Origin of the sequence: Actinoplanes sp. NPDC026670, assembly GCF_040638175.1 — a bacterium.
GTDB lineage: Bacteria > Actinomycetota > Actinomycetes > Mycobacteriales > Micromonosporaceae > Actinoplanes.
In genome coordinates, this window is sequence record NZ_JBEZXU010000022.1 from 1 (window position 1) to 23978 (window position 23978).

At 69.7% G+C, this 23978-nt stretch carries 18 protein-coding genes and 1 pseudogene; 6 read left to right on the top strand and 13 right to left on the bottom strand.

Annotation, left to right across the window (positions count from 1 at the left end):
• Positions 1–145 precede the first annotated feature (145 nt).
• The 6 genes from yicI to AB0E94_RS22325 form a co-directional block, all read right to left on the bottom strand.
• Positions 146–2407 (bottom strand): alpha-xylosidase, encoded by a 2262-nt coding sequence (gene yicI, locus AB0E94_RS22300; protein ID WP_360328984.1) that lies wholly within the window; start codon positions 2405–2407, stop codon positions 146–148.
• Between the two features lie 10 nt (positions 2408–2417).
• Positions 2418–3260 (bottom strand): carbohydrate ABC transporter permease, encoded by an 843-nt coding sequence (locus AB0E94_RS22305; RefSeq protein WP_360328986.1) that lies wholly within the window; start codon positions 3258–3260, stop codon positions 2418–2420.
• Positions 3257–4147 carry a sugar ABC transporter permease gene (locus tag AB0E94_RS22310; RefSeq protein WP_360328988.1) on the bottom strand — a complete coding sequence of 297 codons (891 nt, stop codon included), beginning with the start codon at positions 4145–4147 and terminating at the stop codon, positions 3257–3259. The genes AB0E94_RS22305 and AB0E94_RS22310 overlap by 4 nt, the downstream gene beginning before the upstream one ends.
• A gap of 66 nt (positions 4148–4213) precedes the next feature.
• Positions 4214–5521 (bottom strand): extracellular solute-binding protein, encoded by a 1308-nt coding sequence (locus tag AB0E94_RS22315; RefSeq protein WP_360328990.1) that lies wholly within the window; start codon positions 5519–5521, stop codon positions 4214–4216.
• Positions 5522–5620: 99 nt separating this feature from the next.
• Positions 5621–6637, bottom strand: coding sequence for a LacI family DNA-binding transcriptional regulator (locus AB0E94_RS22320; protein WP_360328992.1), 1017 nt, complete (start codon positions 6635–6637; stop codon positions 5621–5623).
• A gap of 88 nt (positions 6638–6725) precedes the next feature.
• Entirely contained in the window at positions 6726–9626 is a 2901-nt protein-coding gene (locus AB0E94_RS22325) for a glycoside hydrolase family 3 C-terminal domain-containing protein (protein ID WP_360328994.1), read from the bottom strand.
• Positions 9627–9816: 190 nt separating this feature from the next.
• Between AB0E94_RS22325 and AB0E94_RS22330 the strand changes: the two genes are divergently transcribed.
• A complete protein-coding gene (locus AB0E94_RS22330) occupies positions 9817–11160 on the top strand; it encodes an FAD-dependent oxidoreductase (protein WP_360328996.1) in 1344 nt (447 codons plus the stop codon).
• A gap of 1017 nt (positions 11161–12177) precedes the next feature.
• Here the strand turns inward: AB0E94_RS22330 and AB0E94_RS22335 are convergent.
• On the bottom strand, positions 12178–12732 hold the full coding sequence (locus AB0E94_RS22335) for a hypothetical protein (protein WP_360328997.1): 555 nt from the start codon (positions 12730–12732) through the stop codon (positions 12178–12180).
• A 58-nt stretch (positions 12733–12790) separates the two neighbouring features.
• Between AB0E94_RS22335 and AB0E94_RS22340 the strand changes: the two genes are divergently transcribed.
• Entirely contained in the window at positions 12791–13576 is a 786-nt protein-coding gene (locus AB0E94_RS22340) for a hypothetical protein (protein WP_360328999.1), read from the top strand.
• Between the two features lie 217 nt (positions 13577–13793).
• Here the strand turns inward: AB0E94_RS22340 and AB0E94_RS22345 are convergent, their stop codons facing one another.
• From AB0E94_RS22345 to AB0E94_RS22355, 3 genes are read right to left on the bottom strand one after another with little or no spacing between them, the layout of a single operon-like run.
• Complete coding sequence (locus AB0E94_RS22345; RefSeq protein ID WP_360329001.1) at positions 13794–14951, bottom strand: acyl-CoA dehydrogenase family protein; 1158 nt, start codon at positions 14949–14951, stop codon at positions 13794–13796.
• 15 nt (positions 14952–14966) lie between these two features.
• Positions 14967–15716, bottom strand: coding sequence for a 3-oxoacyl-ACP reductase FabG (gene fabG / locus AB0E94_RS22350; RefSeq protein ID WP_360329002.1), 750 nt, complete (start codon positions 15714–15716; stop codon positions 14967–14969).
• A 14-nt stretch (positions 15717–15730) separates the two neighbouring features.
• Entirely contained in the window at positions 15731–16879 is a 1149-nt protein-coding gene (locus AB0E94_RS22355; RefSeq protein WP_360329003.1) for an acyl-CoA dehydrogenase family protein, read from the bottom strand.
• Between the two features lie 80 nt (positions 16880–16959).
• Here AB0E94_RS22355 and AB0E94_RS22360 point away from each other — a divergent pair, with 80 nt between their 5' ends.
• Positions 16960–17586, top strand: a complete 627-nt coding sequence (locus AB0E94_RS22360) for a TetR family transcriptional regulator (RefSeq protein ID WP_360329005.1) — start codon at positions 16960–16962, stop codon at positions 17584–17586.
• Here the strand turns inward: AB0E94_RS22360 and AB0E94_RS22365 are convergent.
• Together AB0E94_RS22365 and AB0E94_RS22370 are read right to left on the bottom strand one after the other, a co-directional pair.
• The gene (locus AB0E94_RS22365; RefSeq protein WP_360329007.1) at positions 17567–18526 is read right to left on the bottom strand and encodes an S-4TM family putative pore-forming effector; all 960 of its coding nucleotides are present in this window, start codon (positions 18524–18526) and stop codon (positions 17567–17569) included. The genes AB0E94_RS22360 and AB0E94_RS22365 overlap by 20 nt on opposite strands.
• A gap of 103 nt (positions 18527–18629) precedes the next feature.
• Positions 18630–19637 carry an LLM class flavin-dependent oxidoreductase gene (locus AB0E94_RS22370; RefSeq protein WP_360329009.1) on the bottom strand — a complete coding sequence of 336 codons (1008 nt, stop codon included), beginning with the start codon at positions 19635–19637 and terminating at the stop codon, positions 18630–18632.
• A gap of 99 nt (positions 19638–19736) precedes the next feature.
• Here AB0E94_RS22370 and AB0E94_RS22375 point away from each other — a divergent pair, with 99 nt between their 5' ends.
• Positions 19737–20600: a L,D-transpeptidase family protein gene (locus AB0E94_RS22375; RefSeq protein WP_360329011.1), complete on the top strand. Its 864-nt coding sequence runs from the start codon at positions 19737–19739 to the stop codon at positions 20598–20600.
• A 162-nt stretch (positions 20601–20762) separates the two neighbouring features.
• On the opposite strand, the pseudogene AB0E94_RS22380 reads toward AB0E94_RS22375, so the two are convergent.
• A pseudogene (locus AB0E94_RS22380) lies at positions 20763–20990 on the bottom strand (helix-turn-helix transcriptional regulator); the annotation flags it as partial.
• Positions 20991–21246: 256 nt separating this feature from the next.
• Here AB0E94_RS22380 and rho point away from each other — a divergent pair.
• Entirely contained in the window at positions 21247–22332 is a 1086-nt protein-coding gene (rho, locus tag AB0E94_RS22385) for a transcription termination factor Rho (protein ID WP_360329013.1), read from the top strand.
• A 112-nt stretch (positions 22333–22444) separates the two neighbouring features.
• Complete coding sequence (locus tag AB0E94_RS22390; protein WP_360329015.1) at positions 22445–23947, top strand: SpoIIE family protein phosphatase; 1503 nt, start codon at positions 22445–22447, stop codon at positions 23945–23947.
• Positions 23948–23978: the final 31 nt, after the last annotated feature.

The window sequence follows — 23978 nt, forward strand, 5'->3', positions numbered from 1 at the left end:
CCATTTTTTTATTCTCCCGCCCCCCCCCTTTAACAACCCCCCGCACCCACCCATCTCCCCCACCCCCCCCCTCTCCCTTTCTGTGTGCCCGGCGGGGGGGGGCCCCCCCCCCCCCGCCGGTGGGCGGGCCGGGCGTCTGGAGCTGCTAGCCCAGGGTGAGGGTGCAGCTGTCCTCGTCGGCGGCCAGTTCGGTCACCGTGGAACCGATCTGGACCCGCCACGGCAGGGCGTCGCCGATCCGGCCCACGACGATGTCCGAATCGGAACGGGAGATCGTGAAGACCGTGTCGGCGCCGGTCGGGCCGGGCACCACCACCGCCGTGCGGCCCTCGGCCGGCTCGAACAGGTGCAGGGTCACGCCGTCGCGGTAGTCGTAGTCGGGGCGGTCGTGGCGGGCGCCGACCGGCAGGACCGTGCCGGGGCGGACCAGCAGCGGGGCCGTGTCGAAACCGTGGGTCTCGGTGACCCAGCACGGGCCCTCGATCGTCGAAGCGGTTCCGGGGGCCGGAAGGTAGCGGGTCCAGCGGCCCGCGGGGACGTAGTAGGAGACCTCGCCACCGGCCGTGAAGACCGGGGCGACCAGCAGGTCGGGGCCGAGCATGTACTGCCGGTCCAGGTAGGTGACGGCCGGGTCGTGCGGGAACGCGACGGGCATCGGGCGCATCACCGGGAGGCCGGTCAGGTGGGCTTCGCGGGCGGCGCCGAAGATGTACGGCATCAGCGTGTACTTGAGGTGGGTGAAGGACCGCAGCACGTCCACGGCTTCCTCGTCGAACAGCCACGGCACCCGGTAGGAGCTGCTGCCATGCAGCCGGCTGTGTGACGACAGCAGGCCGAACGCCACCCAGCGCTTGAACACGGCCGGGTCGGGCATGCCCTCGAAACCGCCGATGTCGTGGCTCCAAAACCCGAAGCCGGACGACATCAGGGACAGCCCGCCGCGCAGGCTCTCCGCCATCGACTCGTAGGTGCTGGAGTTGTCGCCACCCCAGTGCACCGGGAACTGCTGGCCGCCGACGGTCGCCGAGCGGGCGAACAGCACCGCCTCACCTTCGCCCTTGAGGTCGCGCAGCACCTCGAAGACGACCTCGTTGTAGAGCTGCGTGTAGTAGTTGTGCATGCGTTCCGGGTCGGATCCGTCGTGCCACACCACGTCGGTGGGCACCCGTTCGCCGAAGTCCGACTTGAACGCATCGACACCCATCTCGACCAGTCCGCGCAGCTTCCCGGCGTACCACTCGCGGGCCTCGGGGTTGGTGAAGTCGACCAGCGCCATGCCGGCCTGCCACAGGTCCCACTGGAAGACGTCGCCGTTGGGACGTTTCAGAAGGTAGCCGCTGGCGGCGCCCTCAGCGAAGAGCGGCGACCGCTGGGCGATGTACGGGTTGATCCACAGGCACGTCTTGAGTCCCCGGTCGGCGAGCCGTTTGAGCATGCCCGGCGGGTCGGGGAAGACACGCGGGTCCCATTCGAAGTCGCACCAGTTGAACTCGCGCATCCAGAAGCAGTCGAAGTGGAACACCGACAGCGGCAGGTTCCGGTCGGCCATCCCGCCGACGAACTTGTTGACCGTCTCCTCGTCGTAGTCGGTGGTGAACGACGTGGTCAGCCACAGCCCGAACGACCAGGCCGGCGGCAGCGCGGGCCGGCCGGTCAGCGCGGTGTACTTGCGGATGATGTCGGCCGGCGTGGGCCCGTAGATGACCAGGTAGGACAGGCTCTGCCCGGCGACGCTGAACTGGGTGCGGGTGACCATCTCGGAGGCGACCTCGAAGGACACCTTGCCCGGATGGTCGACGAGTACCCCGTACCCCCCGTTGGTGAAGTAGAACGGAACGTTCTTGTAGGCCTGTTCGGAGCTGGTACCGCCGTCCTCCTGCCAGACGTCGATGGTCTGGCCGTTCTTGATCAGCGGCCCGAACCGCTCGCCGAGGCCGTAGACGACGTGCCCGACGCCGAGGTCGAGCTGCTCGTGGACGTAGTCGCCGTCGGGGCCGGAGACGACGCCCATGCCCTTCCAGCCGCTGCCGGTGAGGCGGCGGCCGTCGGCGTCGAGGAAGTCGAGGGCCCAGTTGTCGCCGTCGGAGACCCGGGCGGTGAGCGCGCCGGACGTGATCGACCGGGTGTCGACCGACACGTCACCGGGTTCGCCGGAAATCGCGAAATTCGGGGACTTGGAGCGCTCTCCCTTGAAGTGGGAGACGGTGACCCGGATGACGTCCGGCGCGGGGGCCGCCAGGTCGACGGTGATCAGGGCGGAGTTGAGGGTGTCACCGCGGTGTGTGATCGGCCTGGTCGCGGCCCAGGCGGTGAGCGTGTCCGGCCCGGTCGCCGTGTCCTGGAGATGGGCGGGGTGCAGCACGGTGAAGCCCGCGCGCTTGCGCCAATAGCCGTCAGTGAACTTCACGAAAAGTCCTTTACTTGATGGCGCCGGCGGCGATGCCGCGCGTGAGGGTCCGCTGGAAGATCAGGAAGAAGAGGATCGCGGGGAGGATGCCGATCAGGGCGGAGGCGCTGGTCGTGGTGGCGTCCATCATCCGGTCGCCCTGCAGGACGCCGAGGGCGACCGGAACCGTCTGGTTGTCGTTGGAGACGAGGAAGACCAGGGGCAGGAAGAACTCGTTCCAGGTCCAGATGAAGAAGAACGTGAACAGGACCGCGAGGGTGGGGCCGCTGACCGGCACGACGACCCGCCACAGGGTCCGCCATTTTCCGGCGCCGTCGACGGAGGCCGCGTCCAGTAACTCCCGGGGGAATTCGGTGTAGACCGAGGTCAGCAGGTACGTGCCGAACGCGCTCTGGATGACCGTGAAGATGATGATGATGGCGAACAGGCTGTCGTAGAGCCCGGCCTCCTTGGAGATGTAGTACAGCGGGTAGACCAGCACCTCCTGCGGCAGCAGGTTCGCGACCAGGAAGAACACCAGGAACCAGACGCGGCCCTTGACCCGGCCGATACCGAGGGCGTACGCGTTGAGGATCGACAGCACCACGCCGAGAACCGCCACGACCAGGCTGGTGATGAAGCTGTTCCAGAGTTTCTGGCCGAAGTTGACCCGGTTCCAGAAGTCGACGATGCCGTCGAAGTAGAGGCTGCCGGGGATCGACAGCGGCCCGTTGGCGGCGTAGTCGGCCGGGCTCTTGACCGCGTTGACGGCGATCACCAGCAGTGGCCCGACCAGCAGCAGGAGCAGGACGAGCAGGCCGGCGAGAACCACGAAGCGGAACGGGTTGCGGTGCTTCACAGCGAGATCGGTCACCGGAGCTCCTCCGAACGGTGCTGAAGACGGAGGAACAGGAAGGCCAGGATCACGATCAGCACGGTGAGCACGGTGGAGATCGCCGATCCGTACCCGACCTGGGCCTTCTCGAAGAAGTTCTTGTAGGCGAAGTACGACGGCACGAGGGTGGAGTTGCTCGGGCCGCCCTTGGTGAGCACGAAGACCTGGCCGAAGATCTTGAGAGCGGCGATCGTGGTGGTGATCAGCACGACGTAGAACTCCGGCTTGATCATGTGCACGGTGATCTTGCGGAACCGCTGCCACCAGGTCGCGCCGTCCAGGTCGGCCGCCTCGTACAGCGACGGGTCGATCCGCGACAGCCCGGACATGAACATGACGACCGGATAGCCGATCTGGAACCAGATCATCACCAGCATCACGCTGTACAGCGCGTAGTCGGGGTCGCCGAGCCAGTTCTTGGCCAGCCCGCCCAGCCCGACCGCTTCGAGGATCCGGTTGAGCGCGCCGTAACTCGGGTGCAGGATCCAGCTCCAGATGATGCCGGTGACCGCCACCGGGATGACCTGCGGCAGGTAGTAGCCGGAGCGGAACAGGCCGGCCCAGCGGTCACCGAACTTCTTGCCCACGTAGTCGAACAGCACCGCGGCCAGCACCAGCCCGAGCAGCGTCGGGATGACCGCCATCGCGAACACGAGCAGCCCGATGTTGCCGAACGACTGCCAGAACAGGGTGTCCCCGAACAGCCGGGTGTAGTTCTCGAAGCCGACCCAGCGCGGGTCGCCGACGCCGGTCCACTTGGTGAAACTGACGTACACGGTCATCACCAGCGGCACCACGATCACCGCGAGCGAGGCGAGCACACCAGGGATCAGATACACCGCGTAGCCGCGGTTACGACCGGCCATGCCGGGAGCCCCTTCCATTCGCGATGCGGGCGGCTGGTCACCGCCCGCATCGCGGCTAACGCAAGATCACTTACCGAGGTCGGACAGGTTCTCGTTGTACGGCTTCGCGATCTCGTCGAGGAAGGCGTCAGGCGTCTTCGAGCCGTTGATCAGGCCCTGGGTGCCCGCCACGAGGACGTCGTAGTAGCCGGGCGCCGGCCAGTCCGGGTAGAAGGCCAGGCCGTCCGCGGTCGAGATCTTGTTGAACGTCTCGACCAGTTCCTTGTTCTTCGGGTCGGTGATCGCCGACGGGTCGGCCGCGACCGGGACACCGCCGCTGTTGCCGAGCAGCGCCTGCACCTCAGGCGACATGGTGATGTCGATGAAGTCGTACGCCAGCGACTTGGCCTTGCTCTTCTCCGGCACCACCCAGAGGTTGCCGCTGGAGCCCGGGTGCAGCGTGTTGCCCGGGAAGAGGAAGGTGCCCCACTCGAAGTCCTTGATCTCGGAGGCGAACCGGCCGTACCACCAGGAGCCGGAGATCAGGATCGGGAACTTGCCCTGTGTGAAGGAGACACCCATGTCCTCGGCCTTGATGCCGGCCGAGTCCTTGCTGATGTAGCCCTTCGAGACCCAGTCGGCGAAGGTCTGCGCGCCGTAGGTGAACTGCGGGCCCTTGAAGTCGACCTTCTTGGTGTAGAGCTGGTAGTCGTTGATGAACGCGCGGTCCGACTTCGACAGCGCCAGCTCGTAGAAGATCTGCTGCGCCGGGTACTCGGCGCCACCGACGGCGAGCGGGGTCACCTTGTTCTGCACGAAGGTGTCCATCACCTTGGTGAACTCGTCGAAGGTCGTCGGGACGGCCAGCTTGTACTGGTCGAACATCTTCTTGTTGTAGTAGACGGTCACGAACTCGCCGTAGTTGGGCACGCCGAAGACCTTGCCGTTGCCCATGATGCCGTCTTCGTCGTACTTCGCCGTCGTCTGCAGGCTGGAGCTCAGCTTCTTGTCCCAGCCGCGCTTGGTGAACTCGTCCGACAGGTCGGTGAGCAGGCCCTGCTTGGAGAGCAGACCGGCGGTCGCGTTGCCCTTGTTGTATTCGAGGATGTCCGGGGCGCTGTCCGAGTTGAGGATCATCTGGGCGTTCTGCTGGATCTGCTCGAAGCCCTTCTCCTCGAACTTCACCTCGACGCCGGGGTGGCTGGACTTGAACAGCTCGATCGCCTTGTTCCAGGCGATGCCCATGGCGCTGTTCGGGCCTTCGTAGTGCCAGAGGGTGAGGGACTTGGCGTCGGCGCCCTCGGCCGAGGAGTCGTCACTGCTGCACGCGGTGAGACCGAGGGTCGCTGCCAGCAAAAGAGCACCGGCCGCGAGACCGGATCGTGATCGGAGCATAACCGTTCCTCCCGGAGGAATGAGAGCGGGAAGTCCTCGTCGTCGAAGCGCTTCGACGATCGGCCTTGTCGAGACGCTATGGAACGAGCCCGGTTCATGTCAACGGTGTGACGGCGAGATTTCGCGGCACGAGTCGCGCTCGACCAGGCTGGGCGCCAGCAGCCTGGTGTACTCGACCCGGCGACCGTCCAGCAGCCGCATCGCGGTCTCCACCGCGAGGGTGCCGACATCGTGCGCCGGAATGTCGATCGAAGTCAGGTTGATCGGCATCGCCGTCGCCACGTCACGCGGGCAGACGGCGACGATGGAGACGTCGTCGGGCACCCGGCGGCCGGTGGCGTGCAACAGGTCGAGCAGGGGCCGCAGCGCCTCCTCATTGTGCACCACCAGGGCGGTTATCCCGTCGAGTTCGGCGTCCAGGTCGGCCATGCACGACCGGACCCCCTCGGCGCCCGGCTCGCACGGATGCGTGACGGTACGCAGGTCGAGCTCGGCCGACGCCTCCAGGAACCCGGTGAGGAACCGGTCGGCGTAGGTGGTCTGCCGCTTGTACACCGCCGGGGACGGGCCGACCAGCCCGATCCTGCGGTGCCCGTGCCCGGCCAGGTGGGTGAGCGCCTCCCGGGCGGCGGCCGCGAAGTCCAGGTCGACACAGGCGATGCCGGTGTGGTCGGACGGCAGGCCGATCAGCACCGACGGCTGCTTCAGCTTACGCAGCGCCGGGATGCGCAGATCGTCGCGCTCCAGATCCATCAGTATCAACGCGTCGACCATGGTGCTGTGCGCGACCCGCTCCAGACCCGCGGTGCCCTCGTCCTTGGTCAAGAGCAGGACATCATGGTTGTACGACCGGGCAGCAGTCACCACCGCCGTCGCGAACTGCATGATCACCGGCACGTTGACGTCCACCCGCAGCGGCGCGACCAGGGCGATCACGTTCGTCTTGCTGCTCGCCAGGGCGCGGGCGCCGGCGTGCGGGTGGAAGCCCAGCTCGGCGATCGCGGCCTGCACCCGGGCGCGGGTCTCGGCGGAGATCGGGCGGCGGCCGCTCAGGACGTAGGACACCGTGCTGGGCGAAACCCCCGCCGCTTTGGCGACATCGTTGATCGTCGGCATGCTGCCTCCCCAAGTCGCCACAGCCTGTCCTCCGGTCGATCCTACTGATCAGCGGGGGTGCGCCCGGACGGGCACACCCCCGCTCACGTCAGGCGATGGCGAACGTGGCCAGGCGGACGCCGGGGCTGGGCAGCAGGTAGACCGTCTGGCGGCCGGAGAATCGGGCCAGGGTGGCGGTCACGGTCGCGTAGTCGTACACCCCGCCGGCGCCGGTGAGCGACGCGGTGCCGAGCAGACGGCCGGACGGTGAGCCGAGGCGGACCTGGATGGTTCCGCTGCCGGAGGCGCGGGCCGTGAACGTGGTGCCGCCACGCAACGCCGCGTCCTTGAACGCCAGCCAGTCCCCCGCCGCGGTCGCGCCGACCACGGTGCCGGACGCCTTGCTCTCGTCGAGCAGCTTGACACCCGCGTAGTCGTCGAACGTCTCGGCCCGGGTGGTCCGGGAGAGGTCGCGGGCCGGGATCGTCTCGCCCTTGACCGCCCACGTCGCCCGCTGGCGGATGTCGCCGGAGGACGAGCCGAGCAGGATGTCGTGGACCGAGTTCTCGACCACCCAGCGCTGCCGGGTCTGATCCCAGCGGGCCAGGTCGGACGGCTTGAGCTCGAACGTGACGGTCTTCGACTGCCCGGCCCCGAGAGAGATCTTCTGGAAGCCGCGGAGCTGCTTGTTCGCGGTGGCGTCGCGGGAGGTCCGCTGGTGGGTGTAGAGCTGGACCACCTCGTCACCGGCCCGTTTTCCGGCGTTGGTGACGGTGACGCTGACCCGGCCGTCGCGAACGACAGGCACGCCATAACGGAACGTGGTGTACGACAGCCCGTGCCCGAACGCATAGAGCGGACGGTCGTCGCTGTACAGGTAGGTCTGCTTCGACTTGACGATGTCGTACTGGAGCAGGTCGTCCGGCAGTTGCGTGACCGAACCCGGCCAGGTCTGGGTGAGCTTGCCGGACGGGTTGACGTCGCCGTAGAGCACGTCGGCGACGGCGTGCCCGGTCTCCGCGCCGGCGTGGGTGGTCCACAGGATGCCCGGCACGTGCTGCTGCGCCCAGTTGATCGTCTGCGGGTAGCTGCTCTGGAGCACCACGACGGTCCGCGGATTGGCCGCCTTGACCGCCTTGATCAGCGCCTCCTGGCGGGCGCCGAGGCCGAGCCCGGTCCGGTCGTGGGCCTCCCGGCCGGCGACGAACGGGTCGGTGCCGACGACGACCACGGCGGTCTGCGCCTTCTTCGCGCTCGCGGCGGCCTCGGCCACGCCGTCGACCAGCACCTCCCGGGTGAACCTGGTGGCGGCGGCGAGGGTGCCCAGGGTCAGGTTGCCGTCGCTGCCCACGGTCACGTAGTCGGTGTCCGGGAACCACGGCTCCTGGGTCTCGTAGCCGGCGTAGTGCAGCACGACCGTACCGTCGCCCTGGTCCTCGATCTTGAATTGCTCCTGGACGAACCAGCCGGTCGGGTCCTGGGCCTGGGTGACGAACGGGCCCCAGCCGTAGCCGACCAGCCTGCCGTTGGCCACGCTGCGCAGCGTGGAGACGCCGTCGCCCCAGTCGACCGTGTCGAACTGGGCCGCCGCCGTCGGGCTGGTCTCGGTGAGGCTGACACTGCCGGAGCCGGCGGTCACGTAACGGCCGGTGGCGGTGTCCTTCAGGGCGATCCGGTCGGCGCCGGCGCTGGTGGACACCGTGGACGCGCGCTCGGTGATCCCGTCGAGGACGCTGACCCGATACGGGAGCTGCCCGCCGTACCAATCGCTGTAGAGCTTGTCGGCGACCGGGCCGACAACCGCGACCGAACCGCCCGCCGCCAGCGGAAGGATGCCGTTGTTCTTGAGAAGGACCGCGGCGTCGGCGGCGGTCTCACGGGCCAGCGCGCGATGCGCCGGGCTGTCGATCACCGAGGGCGAGATTCCGGCGTACGGGCCACCGTCCGGATCGAACTCACCGAGCCGGAAGCGGATGCTCAGCGCGTTGCCTGCTGATTCGTCCACATCGGCCTCGGTGATCAGGCCCTGCGCGAGCGCCTCCTTGATCGCGGTGACCGTGGGCACGGCGTTGGTGTCGTTGACCGTGAAGCTGTCCAGGCCGGCCTTGAGAGTGGCCGCGTTCGCCTCGGCCTGGGTGGCGAAGTAGGCCTGCGAGCCGGTCAGGTTGGTCGGCGCCCACGCGTCGCTGACGTTGAACAACCGCCAGCCGCTCCAGTCGCGGACCAGCGTGCCGAGGTCCGGGTCGACGGTGGCGGGCCGGCCGTTGATCAGGTTGTAGGAGGCCATCACCCCGGTCGCGGCGTCGTTGCGCAGCGCGATCTCGAACGGCTTGCGGTCGTACTCGTTGAGCACCCGCTGCGGCACGTTGGACGAGGTCCGGTCGCGCAGCGTCTCGTTGTTGTAGGCGGCGTAGTGCTTGAGCGTCGGCGCGACCTTGAGGTGTTCCGGGTCGTCGCCCTGGAGCCCGTCGCCGTAGGCGGTGGCGATCGCGCCGGAGAGCAGCGGGTCCTCGGAGTAGCCCTCCTCGTTGCGGCCCCAGCGCGGGTCCCGCAGCAGGTTGACCACCGGCGCCCAGGTGTTCAGGCCCCAGATCGTCGGGTTCTGCGCGTGGAAGCCGCGCAGCTCGTCGCCGACGGCCGCGCCGACCTGCTCGATCAGGGCCGGGTCCCAGGTGCTGGCCAGGCCGACGGCCTGCGGGAACACGGTCGCGGTGGCGTCGATCTTGGCGCCGCCGGCGTTGTGGTCGTTGGACCAGGCGACACCGTGCAGGGCCTCGGTGCCGGATTTGAAGACGTTCAGGCCGAGGCGGGGAATGGCCGGCTGGTACTGGTGCAGCAGTGAGATCTTCTCGTCCAGGGTGAGCCGGCCGAGCAGGTCGTCGAGACGGGTGGCCAGCGGAAGGCCGGGGTCGCGGAAGGGGTACCCGGGGTCGGCCTGAGCCGCTCCGGGGGTCAATGGGAGGACCAGGACGGCGGCCGCAAGCGCGGCGAGACCGCGTCTGAGACGCATGGCAGTCTCCTCTTTATAAGGCAGGTTTCATAAGGCGCAGGAATCGGTCGAAGCGCTTCGACGATTGGTTTCCGAAAGGCCCGGCGACAATGGGGTGCGGTGAGGTCACCATAGAGCGAGGCCGATGCGCCGGGCAACCACTGCGCGCAGCTTTCCGGAAATCCACCGGTAACAGAGGCAGAATGACCGGATGCGATTGATCGTCATCGGCGGCGATGCGGCCGGAATGTCCGCCGCGGCCCAGGCGCGCCGTCTGCTCAAGCCCGGCGAGCTCGAGATCACGGCGTTCGAGCGGGGCGACTACACGTCCTACTCGGCGTGCGGAATCCCCTACTGGGTGGGCGGGCTGGTGGACGGCCCGGACGAGCTCATCGCCCGCGATCCGGCCACCCACCGGGCCAACGGCATCGACGTCTACACCGGACACGAGGTCACCGGCATCGACCTCCGGTCCCGCACGGTCACGGTCCGGGATCGCACCGAGAGCTTCGACCACCTGGTGTACGCCGCCGGCGCCACCCCGATCCGGCCGGCCTGGGCCGACACCCCCGCCCAGGGCGTCTACGGTGTGCAGACCCTCGGGGACGCCGCGGCCCTGCAGGAATGGCTGGCGCCCGGGCGGGACACCGCGGTCGTGATCGGGGCCGGCTACATCGGCGTCGAGATGGCCGAAGCCCTGCAACGCCGGGGCATGCGGGTCACCCTCGTCGAGCGGTCCGGGCAGCCGATGGCCACCGTCGACCCGGACATGGGCGCGCTCGTCGCCGACTCGATCCGCGGGCTGGGCATCGAATTGCGTACCGGGGTGACCGTGCAGGGCCTGGAGACCGACGGCGGCCGGGTCAGCGCGGTCGTCACCGACGACGGGGTGCTGCCGGCCGACGTCGTCGTCCTCGGGCTCGGCGTCCGGCCCAACACGGCGCTCGCCGACGCCGCCGGGCTGCCGCTCGGAGTCACCGGCGCGCTCGCCACCGACCTGCGGCAGCGGGTCACCGGGCCGGACGGCATCGTCGACGGGGTGTGGGCCGCCGGTGACTGCACCCAGGTCACCCACCTGGTCAGCGGGCGGGCCATGCACCTCCCGCTCGGCACCCACGCCAACAAGCAGGGCCGGGTCGCCGGGATCAACATCGGCGGCGGGTACGCCACGTTCCCCGGGGTCATCGGCACCGCCATCACCAAGATCTGCGACCTGGAGGTGGCCCGGACCGGGCTGTCGTCGAAGGAGGCGGACGCGGCCGGGTTCCGGTTCGTGACCGCCACCGTGGAGTCCACCAACCGGGCCGGATACTTCCCGGGCGCCGTGCCGATGACCGTCAAGGTGATCGCCGAGAAGGACACCGGGCTGCTGCTCGGCGCCCAGATCGTCGGGCGGGCCGAGGCGGCCAAACGGATCGACGCGTTCGCGGTCGCCGTGTGGAACCGGATGACGGTCACCGAGATGACCGCCCTCGACCTCGGTTACGCCCCGCCGTACGCCCCGGTCTGGGACCCGATCCTGATCGCCGCCCGCAAAGCCGCCGACGCCCTCTGACCCTCCCGCGCCCTTGTGGACTTCGGGCACACCTGTCTCGCCTTCGAGTTTCGCCGTTTTCGCAGCGACATCGCGGGTCAGGGTCGACGCCGAAGTGAGTCTTGCATTCGTCCTGGTCAGTGTCATCCTCAGCGAGCTTCGCGAGATCATCGTGAGGTCTGATGACCTTGGGTGGCCGTCCGGAGGCGGTGCCGGGAGTGGGCCGCCGAGGGCGGGCTCGCCGGTCGCAGCGCTGTTCAGCGCACACGTTGCCTGGGCGCAGCGATGGTCAGCGCACACGTTCGCCGATCGTGTGCGCCTGCTTCCCTCTGACGGGGACGGGCGCACACGTTATGCCGTCCGTGTGCGCCTGCCGTCGTCCCGGCAAGGGTGAAATCGCACGTTGCCGCATTGTGTGCGCTGGTCGTCGCACGCCGGCGACCACACCGGCCGAGCGCCGACGACCGCCTCGGGCGGACGGTCCGGCAACCGCCTCGGGCGGACGGCCCGGCGACCGTGGCTGGCGGACGGTCCGGCGACCGCGTCTGGCCGAACACCGCGACCGCGTCGGGCCGAGCGCCGGCGACCGTGGCTGGCGGAAGGTCCGCGACCGGGGCTTGCCGAACACCGGCGACCGGGGCCGGCCGAGGGTCAGCGACGGTCATCGTGGAAGCCCAGAAGACCGTGACGCGGTTCGCCGGAGGCGGGACTCGCTCGAGTTTCGCCATGTCGTCGATCTGGGCGGTGGCTTGTTCCCCGGCCGGGAAGACGTCGAGGGCTCGACCGCACGATCAGTGTCAGCAGGGACCATCGACACCCGGCCCACCGGCCACACGGCCCAGGCCAGGAACCGGTGCGCCCTGGCAGTGATGCCAGGCCCGCGGACAGGCCGGCGCCGATCAGCATCCCGGTCACAGCCCCGCCACTGCCGGCGTGGGCGGCGGCGTCCACAAGGCCGGCGCGACCGACGCAAACGATCCCCAAACGGCGAAACTCGAGCGTCCCGCCACACTCCCCAGGATCGCGGGAAAGGCTATGTCAGGTGAGGGTGGCCAGCACTGCTGACTCGTCGTCCCAGGTGCCGGTCAGGGTGGCGCCCACCGCCAGCACCGGGCCGATCGTCCGGACCACGGTCAGGTCGCCTGACACGTCGCCGGGGCCGGCGGTGCTGCCGCGCAGCCGCATCGCCGGTTCCCGGGGCACCCGCACGCCGTCGGCCTCGAGTTCCTCGGCCGCCTCGTGCCCGCCGGACCGGATCGTCTCGGCGGCCACCGCCCGGTAGACCGGGTCGCCCTCGGCGTCGTAGACCCAGCGGGTGCCGAGCACCGAGTGCTCGGTGGTGCCGACCAGCCACTCGTCGGCGCCGGCCAGCGGCGCGCCCCGGTAGGTGAGCGGCACATGCCACAGTGGGCCGTCACCGGCGCGGACGATCAGCGTCTCGATGCCGACCTCGCCGGCCGGGTCGTCGAACCGGGCCGCGGCCACCCGCTCCGGTTCGGCGGCCGGGCCGTCGTACCAGGCCCGGCCGGGCAGCCAGGCCGCGAGCAGTTCGAGTTTGCTGGGCACGATCGTCGCCTTGTGCAGAATCGCCATGCCCGGCAGCCTAGAACGTCACCTCGACAGCGCCGGCGCGCCGGGGCAGGCTGGGCGGATGAGGGTCCTCTGGGCGATTCCGGTCACCGCGCTGCTGGCCGCCGTTCTGCTGCCGCTCAACGACGGTTTCTACCTGACCTGGATCAACTTCGATCCGCAGGGCGAGGGCCAGCAGTGGGAGTGGCGGTACAACCGGGAGGTCATGCGGAACACCTCCGGATACCTGGGCGGGCACCTGCTGGCGCTGCTCACCGGGATGTGGCTGGCCCGCCGGCGGCGGTATCCGGTGGCGCTCGCGGTCACGGCGGGGATCGGGACGGCGATGGCCGCGGCGGCCTTCCTGACGGCGCACGCGCTCGGCGGTGAACGGCTGCGGGTCGGCGGGAACGGGCAGGCGCTGTGGGAGCCGGCTGCCATCGGCGGGATTCCGCACGGTCCGCTGCTCCTGGCGTTCCCGCTCTACGCGCTGCTGGGCGCCGGCCTCGGGGTCCTTCGCACCCGGTGGCCCCGACTGCGGCAGGCCGACCCGGTCCCGGCGGTTGTCCTGTCGATCGGCTGGGCGGTGGCGTGTGTCGCCGGGCTCACCGAGGCCGGCCGGTTCGAATCCCCGGCGGCGCTGCTGTGGGTGTTCCCGCCACTGGCCGCGGCCACCGCGATCGGCATGGCGTCGCTGTCGCTGGGCGCGGGCGAGATCAGCCCGGCGTTCGTCGGCGACTGGGGCGACACGGCGTCGAGCGCCCTGGTCATCGGCCTGACGGCCTGGACCGTGGTGGTCACCGGGGCTGCCTTCGTCCGGCGTCAGGACTTTGCGGCGGTACGGCCGGAGCCGCGCCCGCCGACGTAGTCCGTCACGCCATACCGGGTCATCGTCATGCCATGCCGGTGACCGTCATGCCATGCCGGTGACCGTCACGCGTACCGGTGACCGTCATGCCGTACCGGTGACCGTCGCATTCAGCCCGGCGGTCGCGTTTCGGCCCGGGCCACCGCGGATGTCGCGCGGTAGCCCGGGGACTGCGTCGGCTTCGGCGGCACGGGGTCTCCCGTACCATATGAGCGTTTTAAAGGCCCATGTCCTTGGCGATGATCATCTTCATGACCTCGGACGTGCCGCCGTAGATCCGGTTGACGCGGTTGTCGGCGTAGAGGCGGGCGATCGGGTACTCGTTGATGAAGCCGTAGCCGCCGTGCAGCTGCAGGCAGCGGTCGATCACCCGGTGCGCGACCTCGGTGCAGAAGAGCTTCGCCGACGCGGCCTCGGCAGCGGTCAGCTCGCCCGCGTCGAGGGCCTCCAGGGCGCGGTCGGCGACCGCCTGCGCGGCGTCCACCTCGGCCTGGCAGGCGGCCAGCTCGAACTTGGTGTTCTGGAAGTGCGCGACCGGCTGGCCGAACACCTTGCGGTCCAGCACGTACTGCTTGGCGAACCGGACCGCGGCCGCCGCCTGCGCGTAGGCCCCGTAGGCGATGCTCAGGCGCTCCTTCGGGAGGTTCTTGCCGAGGTACGAGAAGCCCTTGTTCTCCTCGCCCAGCAGGTCCCCCACCGGCACCTTGACGTCGACGAACGACAGCTCGGCGGTGTCGCTCGTCTTGAGGCCCAGCTTGTCGAGCTTGCGGCCGACCGAGTAGCCGGGCAGCGTCGTGTCGACGACCAGCAGCGAGATGCCGAACCGCCTGTCGTCCGGCTTGGCCGGGGACGTGCGGGCGCACACGATCACGCGGTCGGCGAGGACACCGCCGGTGATGAAGGTCTTCGCGCCGTTGAGCACGTAGTGCGTGCCGTCCTCGGACAGCTTGGCCGTGGTGGTCATGCCGGCCAGGTCGCTGCCGGTGCCGGGCTCGGTCATCGCGATCGCGTACATGGTGTCGCCGGAGACGAAGTCGGGCAGCCAGCGCTGCTTCTGCTCCTCGGTGCCGAGATCCATCAGGTACGGCAGGCAGAGCGCGACGTGCGCCCCGGACGCCCCGAACGAGACGCCGGCCCGGGTGGTCTCCTCGGTCTGGATCGCGGCGAACTTGAAGCTGTCGATGCCGGCGCCGCCGTACTCCTCCGGCACCTCGATCCCGAACAGGCCCAGCTCGGCGAGCTGCTTGTAGAAGTCGCGCGGGACCTGGCCGTCGACGAACCACTGGTCGTAGCGGGGTGCGACCTCGGCCTCGATGAACGCCCGCAGGGTCTGGCGGAACGCCTCGTGGTCCTCGTTGAAAACAGTGCGGCGCATCAGATTTCCTTCTTGCTAGAGACGGCGTCCGCCGTCGACGTAGATCGTCTGCCCGGTGATGAAGGATGCCGCGTCACTGGCGAGGAACGCGACTACCCGGGCCACGTCCTCGGGCCGGCCCACCCGCCGCAGCGGGGTGATCTCGGCGGCCTTGGCCCGCATGTCGGCGGCGGAGATGCCGACCCGGGCGGCTGTCGCGTCGGTCATCTCGGTGACGATGAAACCAGGCGCCACCGCGTTGACGTTGATGTTGAACGGCCCCAGCTCCATCGCGAGCGTCCTGGTCAGGCCCTGGATACCGGCCTTGGCGGCGGAGTAGTTGGCCTGGCCGCGGTTGCCGAGCGCGGACACACTCGACGTGTTCACGATCTTGCCGGAGCGCTTGGCGACCATGTGCCGCTGGGCGGCCCGGCTGCACAGGAACGCGCCGCGCAGGTGCACGTTCATCACGATGTCCCAGTCGGCGGCGGACATCTTGTGCAGCAGGTTGTCACGGAGCACGCCGGCATTGTTGACCAGCACGTCAACCCCGCCCAGCTCGCCGGCGACCTTGTTGACCACGGCGTCGACCTGGGCCTCGTCCGAGACGTCGCAGCCGAACGCGATCGCGGTCCCGCCGGACGCCTTGATCCGGTCGACGACCTCGGCACAGGCCTGTTCGTCGAGGTCGAGCACGGCGACTGACGCGCCCTCGCGGGCGAACTGGATGGCGGTGGCGGCGCCGATACCTCTCGCGGCCCCGGTGACGATGGCGACGCGACTCATTTCAACCTCCGTGGTCAGAACGCGCTGATTCCGGTCAGCGCACGGCCGATGAGCAGTTTCTGGATCTGGCTGGTGCCCTCGTAGAGGGTGGTGACCCGGGCGTCGCGCATGGCCTTGCCGACCGGGAACTCGTCGACGTAGCCATACCCCCCGAAGACCTGGATGGCCTGGTTGGCGGCCTTGACAGCGGACTCGGTGGCGAACAGTTTGGCCATCGACGCCTCGGTGCGGAACGGCAGGCCACGGTCGACCAGGTCGGCGGCGCGCCAGACGAGCAGGCGGGCGGCGTCGGTCTCGACCGCCATGTCGGCGATCATCTCCTGGACGAGCTGGTAGCCGGCGATGGGATTGCCGAACTGGGTGCGGTCCTTCGCGTACGCGATGCTCGCCTCCAGGCAGCCCCGGGCCAGGCCGACCGAACCCGCGGCGACGGCGATGCGGCCTTTGTCGAGGGCGGCCATCGCGATCTTGAACCCCTCCCCCTCCGCGCCCAGCCTCGCGTCGTCGCCGACCCGGACCTCGTCGAGGCTGATCGACGCGGTCGCCTGGCCACGCAGGCCCAACTTGCCCTTGATCTCGATTCTCTCCATGCCCGGCGAGTCGGTGGGGACCAGGAACGCGGTGATCCCCTTCGGCCCCGGGCCGCCGGTGCGGGCGAAGATCAACGCCACGCCCGCCCACGTGCCGTTGGTAATGAAGATCTTCTCGCCGCTCAGAACCCAGTCGTCGCCGTCGCGGACCGCTCTGGTGACCAGGGAGCCCGCGTCGGAGCCGGTACCGGGCTCGGTCAAGCCGAAGCAGCCGAGCATCTCACCGCCGCACAGAGCAGGGAGCCAGCGCGATTTTTGGGCATCCGTCCCATATTTCTGGATGTTTTTGGAAACCAGACCCAGGGAGACCGAGACGATTCCGCGGACCGACGTGTCACCGCGGCCCAGTTCCTCCATCATCAGGCAGTACGTGAGGAAGTCACCACCCGAGCCACCCCACTGCTCGTCGATCCCGAGCCCGAGGAAACCCAGCTCGGCCAGCTTGCCGACGATCTTGGTGTCGACCTGCTCGACCCGGTCCCACTCGGTGGCGTGCGGCACGACCTCACGGTCCACCCACTCGCGGGCCAGGTCCTGGAACTGCTGCTGTTCCGCCGTCAGGCCGAGGTCCATAGCGGCTCCCGTAATTGAACGCTGTCAGGTTTCTCGGGCCATGCTAACTTAACAGCGTTAGATAAACCAAGGGGGTTCGCATGCCACGGCCGACGACGCCGCTGCTCAGCCAGACCGGCATCCGCGCGTCCGCGCTGGAGATCATCGACCGGGACGGGCTCGACGGGCTCAGCATGCGCAAACTCGCCGCCGCTCTGGGGGTGTCCGCGCCCGCGCTGTACTTCCACTACCCCACCAAGGAGCAGCTGCTCGACGACGTGGCCAGTGAGATCATGGAGAAGGTGGACGTGTCGGCCTTCCCGCACGGCTGGCGTGCCGGGCTGCTGACCTGGGCCCGCTCCTACCGGGCGGCGCTGGCCGAGCATCCGAACATCGTGCCGTTCCTGGCCCGTGGGCCCGGTCAGCGGGACGCCTCCCTGCGGCGGGCCGACGCGATTCACGGTGGGCTGGTGGCCGCCGGGTGGCCGCCCCGGGAGGCGACCATGATCGGCGCGTCCACCAAGTACCTGGTGCTGGGGGCGGCGATGGGCAGCTTCTCCCGCGGGTTCGTCGACGACGTGCAGGTCTATCTGGATCGCTATCCGTCGCTGGGTGACGCGCACCGGCTGCGCGAGCACGCCGACAGTGTGGACCGGGACAGCTTCGAGTTCGCGCTGCTGATGTTCGTCGACGGCCTGGCCGCGCGGCTCAGCGGGGGCGGGGCCTGATGGTCAGGCCGGCGTCGACCAGGGTGCGGCGGGTCTCGGCCAGGCCGGCCGTGAAATCGCTGCTGTCCTGGAGGTAGTAGCGCCGGAAGAACCAGGACGGCACACGCGGCGCCCGCCGTCGGGTCAGGAACAGCTGGTCCTGGACCTGCCGGGCCATCAGCCACAGCTCCTGCCGGACGGCCGGCTCCAGGCTGGCCGGGGCGGCGTGCAGGCAGCGGGCCCGCGACCAGCGCGACACCCGGCGACGGTCGGTGAAGATGCCACGCTGCTCGCGGAAGGTGTCCCAGCCGAGCATCAGCAGACCCAGCGACGGCACGCACCACTGCACCAGGAAGTCGATCACTGTCGAGCCCCGGAGCATCGCGGTGAACAGGCCGAACCCGGTCCAGACGAGCAGGCCGGCGAGGACGGTGCGGGCGTACCGGCGGCGCACCCGGCCACCCCAGGCGAGGTTCTGCTGCTGGCGGGCCAGCACGTCGAACGGCGGCGGCAGGTTGGGCATCGCGTAGGACACCCGCAGCGAGTCCTCCGAGCCCCGGAACCGGCTGCTCAGCTTGTGCACGTCCTCGGCCGGCACCTCGTCACCGGCGAGCACGTGGTTCCAGGTGAGACGGAAGAGCCGCACCTCGAACGTCTCCTGCAGGAGCGCCGCCCGGAACAACTCCCGGTGCGCCCAGGACGCCAGCCCCAGCGAGTAGAGCAGCGCCCAGAGCGCACCGGCCACGGTGACAGTGATGCTCAGCGAGCGGGTGAACGCGGTGGTGTTCAGCGAGCCGGCCAGGATGGCGAGCAGCCCGGTCACGGCGAGCGCGACCGAGATGCCGATCCGGAGGGCGGCCAGCCGCTGGACCCGGGCGTGCGACACCGCGGTCGCCCGGAGAAGGTGACAGAGCGTCGGGTCGAGCTGACGCTGCCGTACCACGGATCGACGATCGGACATGCGCGCCACCGCCTGCCCAGGGAACTGATCTGGTATGCCAAGATTATCCCCGAAATTCAGCTACGCCCGTCTATTTCTCCAGATGGCGGGTATGGTCACGCCGTCATGGTGCGGTTGCCGGGCGCCAGCCCAGAGCCGGGCCCAGAACCGTCGCCATGTCGGTGAGGATCTGCACGTAATCGTCGTGCTCGAAGGTGAACGGAAGCGCGAACGCGACCTCGTCGATCTCGCGGAAGGCGGCGTGTTCCGACAGCCTGGAGGCGATCTCGGCGGACGTGCCGACGATGTCGGGGGCGAACATCATCCGGGCCGGGCCCTGTGGAGTCAGCGTGCGCGGTGTCCGCTTCTCGGCATACGCCTGGTACTTGGCGATCTGGGACGGCGTGGCGCTGTCGGTGGGGATCACCACCAGACCCTGCGAGACGCGTGCCTTGTCACCGGCCGGATGGTGGGCCCGGAACTCGCGGACATGCGACAGCTGGATCTGCGCGAAGTCCTCCGACTCCTCCGCCTTCACCACGCTGCTGGTCAGGAAGTTCATACCGTGCTCGCCGGCCCACCGCGCCGAGCGCAGGCTGCCACCGCCGTACCAGAGGCGGGACGCGAGACCCGGGGCGTGCGGCTGGACCCGGTCGGAGAACTGCTCGAACCCCTCGAAGCCGGCGAACGAGGTGACGGGCTCACCCCGTACGGCTGAAAGAAGTCGCTCGACCCGGGCGAAGCTGAAGTCCTCCGCGTCGGCCGTGTCCGGATAGAGAGCGTCCTTGACCCGGTCGAACTGCATCGGCGGGCCGACGCTGATGCCGGGGTTGAGGCGGCCGCCGGCGAGCAGGTCGACGGTGGCCAGGTCTTCGGCCAGGCGCAACGGGTTCTCCCAGCCGAGCGGGATGACTGCGGTCCCCAGCTCGATGCGGCTGGTGCGCTGAGACGCGGCGGCCAGCACCGCGACCGGCGAGGAGATGCCGAACTGTAGATGCCGATGCCGCAACCAGGCGCTGTCGAAGCCGAGCCGCTCCCCCAGCTCGATGATCTCCAGCGTGGACTCGTGGCCGCGGCGCGGGTCCGCCTCGTCGAACAACCCGATGGTCAGGAAACCCAGCTTCCGCAGCATGCGATCACCCTATCCCTGCATTCCCTCCCTAACTAGTGGGAGTTGCCGAGGCCACTCCCGCACTCCTCGGTGCGAAGCGGGCACCGCTACCCTTGGCTGATGCCGATCAGCCGGACCCGCCGCAACGTGCTGATGCTGACCGCGATCGCGCTGGTCGTCGCCATCCTGGTCGGCATCCGGCTGGCCGGCGGCAGCGATCCCGACCCGGCCGACCTCGCCCAGCCGATCGTCTCCACCGCCACGCCGTCCGCTTCGGCGGAGCCCTCGGCCACCGTGCCGCCGGCTTCGAAACCACCCGCCGATCTGCCGGTGATCGCCTACGCGAAGGGCCCGCGGGGCCTGCCCGCCGACCCCGAGCCGACCTCGGTCGTGCCGATCACCGAGGCGCTGCGCCCGGAGACGAGGATGGCGCTGTACGACGCGCCCGGCGGCAAGCCCCGCGCCTACCTGCCGCCCCGGATCAGCGGCCTGCCGGTGGTCGTCCCGATCGTCGCCCGCAAGACCGGCTGGGCGGCCGTGCTCACCCCGTCGTCCAACCGCACGATCGGGTGGGTTCCGGAAACCGGATGGGCCCCGGAGCCGCTACGCGACCAGATCGTCGTCAACCTGGCCGACCGCCGGATGACGTGGCTGCGCGAGGGCGCCGAGCAGGGCCGGTGGACCGTGGCGATCGGCGCCGACAGCACGCCGACCCCACACGGCCGCACGTTCGTGCTGGGCCGCACCGGGACGTCGGGGGCCGTCTACGCCGGCCTGGACGCGCTGGTGCTCGGTTCGGTCCCGGAGGAGCCGGAGAAACTGGCCGCCAGCCTGCGCAACGCCCACACCGGAATCCACGCGTGGACGAACAAGTCCGCCTTCGGCCGGAACGTCTCCAACGGCTGCGTCCGGACCCCGGCCGCCGGCATGCGCGAGCTCCTCGCCCAGCTCGACCCGGGCACCCCGGTCATCGTCACGGCCTGACGGCGGGATCGTCAGGCCGTGACGGCAAGGTCGTCACAGCCTGACGGCGACCCGCGACACGCTCGCGCAGACCATCCACCGCGACGCCGAGCACCGCGGCCCGCCGTTGCGCTGAGCCGACAGATGCGTGACGAACCGGGCGGCAGGCGCCGGAACGGCCTGCCGCAACATCTCCTTGCGCACCTCGTCGAGCAGGTCGGGCATCGGAAGACCGAGCGCCCGGCAGATCGCCGCGAGCACCTCCGACGAGGCCTCCTTGGTCCCGCGCTCCACCTCCGACAGGTAGGGCAACGACACTCCGGCAGCCGCCGCCACCTCCCGCAACGTGCGCCCTTGACCAAGCCGAATCCGGCGCAGCACCTCGCCGATGACCCGCCGCAACAGTGGCATCCCGGTCTCCCTCCGCACGTGTCCGTCGGCACCCATCATCGCTGTATTCGCCGCGCGGTGCTAAGGTGGCCCCAGAACAGGTCCCGGATGCAGGCGATCACACCGCCCCCGGAGATCTGAAATCCCAAGCCACCACGGTGGCCTTCGCGGATCCCCGCACACCTTCACCGGCGCCCTCCAGCGGCGCCACATCGCGACCCGCCGGCTTTCCGCCGCGCCCGGGTTCCTCGCGCCCATCCAAGAATCGAGTACCGCCATGTCCGAACCCCGGCCCGTCGACGCCCTGGTCGACATCATCGACGACCGCGCCTGCCTGCGCTCACACGGTTACGCCCCCTCCCCCGCCGACCTGCCACTGGCCCGCGGCGAGGCCCGCCGCCTGCACCTGCGCCGCGGCGACCGGGTGACCGGCCAGTACACCACCGACCGAAAACTGCACCTGGCCTCGGTGAACGACCGCCCACCAACCGCACGACCCGACTTCTACCAGGCCACCTCACTCCATCCGCACGACCGCCTGCGCCTGGAGACCGATTCGAACCGCCTCACCACCCGGGTGATCGACCTGGTCATGCCGATCGGCAAGGGCCAGCGCGCGATCATCGCCGCACCCCCGAAGGCCGGCAAGACCACGATCCTGCACGACATCGCCCACGCGATCACCCGTAATCACCCCGAATGCCACCTGATGGTCCTGCTGGTCGACGAACGCCCCGAGGAGGTGACCGACATGCGCCGGACGGTGAAGGGCGAGGTGGTCGCGTCTCCGTTCGATCGTCCGCCGCATGAGCACATCGCCGTCGCCGAACTGGCCATCGAACGCGCGAAACGGCTGGCCGAACAGGGCGACGACGTGGTCCTGCTGCTCGACTCCCTGACCCGCCTGGCCCGCGCCTACAACCTGGCCGCTCCGGCACGTGGCCGCACCCTCTCCGGCGGCCTGGACACCAGCGCCCTCCATCCACCGAAACGCCTGCTCGGCGCCGCACGGGCCCTGGAATCCGGAGGCTCGGTGACGATCATCGCGTCAGCCCTGGTCGAGACCGGCTCCGCCATGGACAACCTGATCTTCGAAGAGTTGAAGAGCACCGGGAACGCCGACCTGAAACTGGACCGGGCTCTCGCCGAATCCCGCATCTTCCCGGCGATCGACGTGGCCGCCTCCGGCACCCGCCACGACGAGGCCCTGCTGCATCCGGCCGAACTCCCACCGATCACCCACCTCCGGCGGGCCCTGACCAACGGCAACCCCCGCGACGCGATGCCCGGCTTCCTCAAGCAGCTGCGCTCCAGCACCTCCAACGCGGCGTTCCTGCAAACCCTCATCCGGTACGGCCAGTAAGAGCACCGCCTCCACCACGCGAGCCGCCCGGGCCCTCCCGGCCGCAACGCGGCCGCCGGGCATGTTGCCCGCCTCCCGCCCACCCCGCCAGGCCCACCGATAAGCTGCGCGGATGGCGGATGAAGCCGTAGTGCGGGAACTGCTCGCCGCGATTCCGGTGGGCTGCACCTGGCTGGTGCCCGTCCACGGACCGGACGACACGATCGTGGATTTCCGGATCGCCGCGACCAGCGACCAGATCCGGGACGTGTTCGGCCGGGGCACGCAGCGCATCGACAGCCTGCTCCGCGAGCTCTATCCACAGTTGACCGGCGGTCCGCTGTGGAACCTCTACGTCGAGGTGATGTCCACCGGCACGCCCGGGCGGATGGACGAGTTCCGGTTCGAGGAGAGCCGCTCGGGAGTGATCGCCGAGTCCCGGTTCGAGATCAGCGTCCACCGGGTGCTGGGCGGCCTGCTGGTCTGGTGGCAGCGGGTGGACGAATACCAGCGCCGCCTGGAACACACCGAGGCGCTCGGCAGTCTCGGCTGGTCCGAGTACGACCTGACGACCGGCCGCACCGACTGGTCGCCCGGCATGTACCCGATCTTCGACCGCGATCCGGCGGACGGCCCCCTGCCCCGGACGGATCAGGCCCGGGCGATGCTGCCCGAGGACCGTGGCATCGCCGAGGCGGCCTGGCAGACCCTGGACAGTGGTGCGACCTCGGACGTGACGGTTCGTTTCCGGACCGGGGACCGGGTGAAGCACCTGCGGATCCTGTCCGACGTGGCCCGGGACGCGTCCGGCACCCCGGTGAAGATCTACGCGGTGGTTCAGGATGTGACGGCGCGGGTCGACTCCCGTACCGAGATCGAGTCGTTGAGCGACCGCCTGCGGACCCGTGAGATCACCGCCCTGGCCGAGCACCGCCTCGCCGGGCAACTCCAGAACATGATCCAGCCGGTGCCGCCGGACGCGTTCGCGCTGGCCGGCCTGGAGGCGATGGTCAGTTACCTGCCGGCGGAGAGCGCCGCACAGGTGGGCGGCGACTGGTACCACGCGCAGACCCTCCCGGACGGTCTGGTCGCCCTCGCGATCGGCGATGTGGCCGGGCACGGCCTGGAGGCGGCCAGCGGCATGGCCCACCTGCGGTTCGCCCTGGTGGCGTGGTTGTCGATCGGCATCCGCGAGCCGGGTGAGCTGCTCCGCCACATGAACCGCCTGTGCGCGCAACTCGGCATCACCGGCACCGCGCTGATCGCGATCTACGACCCGCGGACCCGGGAACTGCCCTGGGCCCGCGCCGGCCATCTCCCGCCGTTGCTGGCCCGCAACGGCCGCACCACCGAACTGGAACGCCCGCCGGGCCTGTTGCTCGGCGCCGAACCGGAGATCGACTTCCCGACGGCCACCACCCGCCTGGATCCCGGCGACCTGCTCCTCTTCTACACCGACGGCCTGACCGAACGACGTGACGAAAGCGCCGGCGCCCGCTGCGCACAGGTCCACACCGGCCTGTCGGCCGTCTCGACCGCTCCCGGCGAGGATCCACTGCCCCGGATCCACCGCCTGCTGTACGCCCCGAGCCCCGACGACGACACCTGCACCCTCGCCGTCCGCGTCCTGCCCTAGAACCGGAGGCCACCGGCCGCCCCGGACGTTC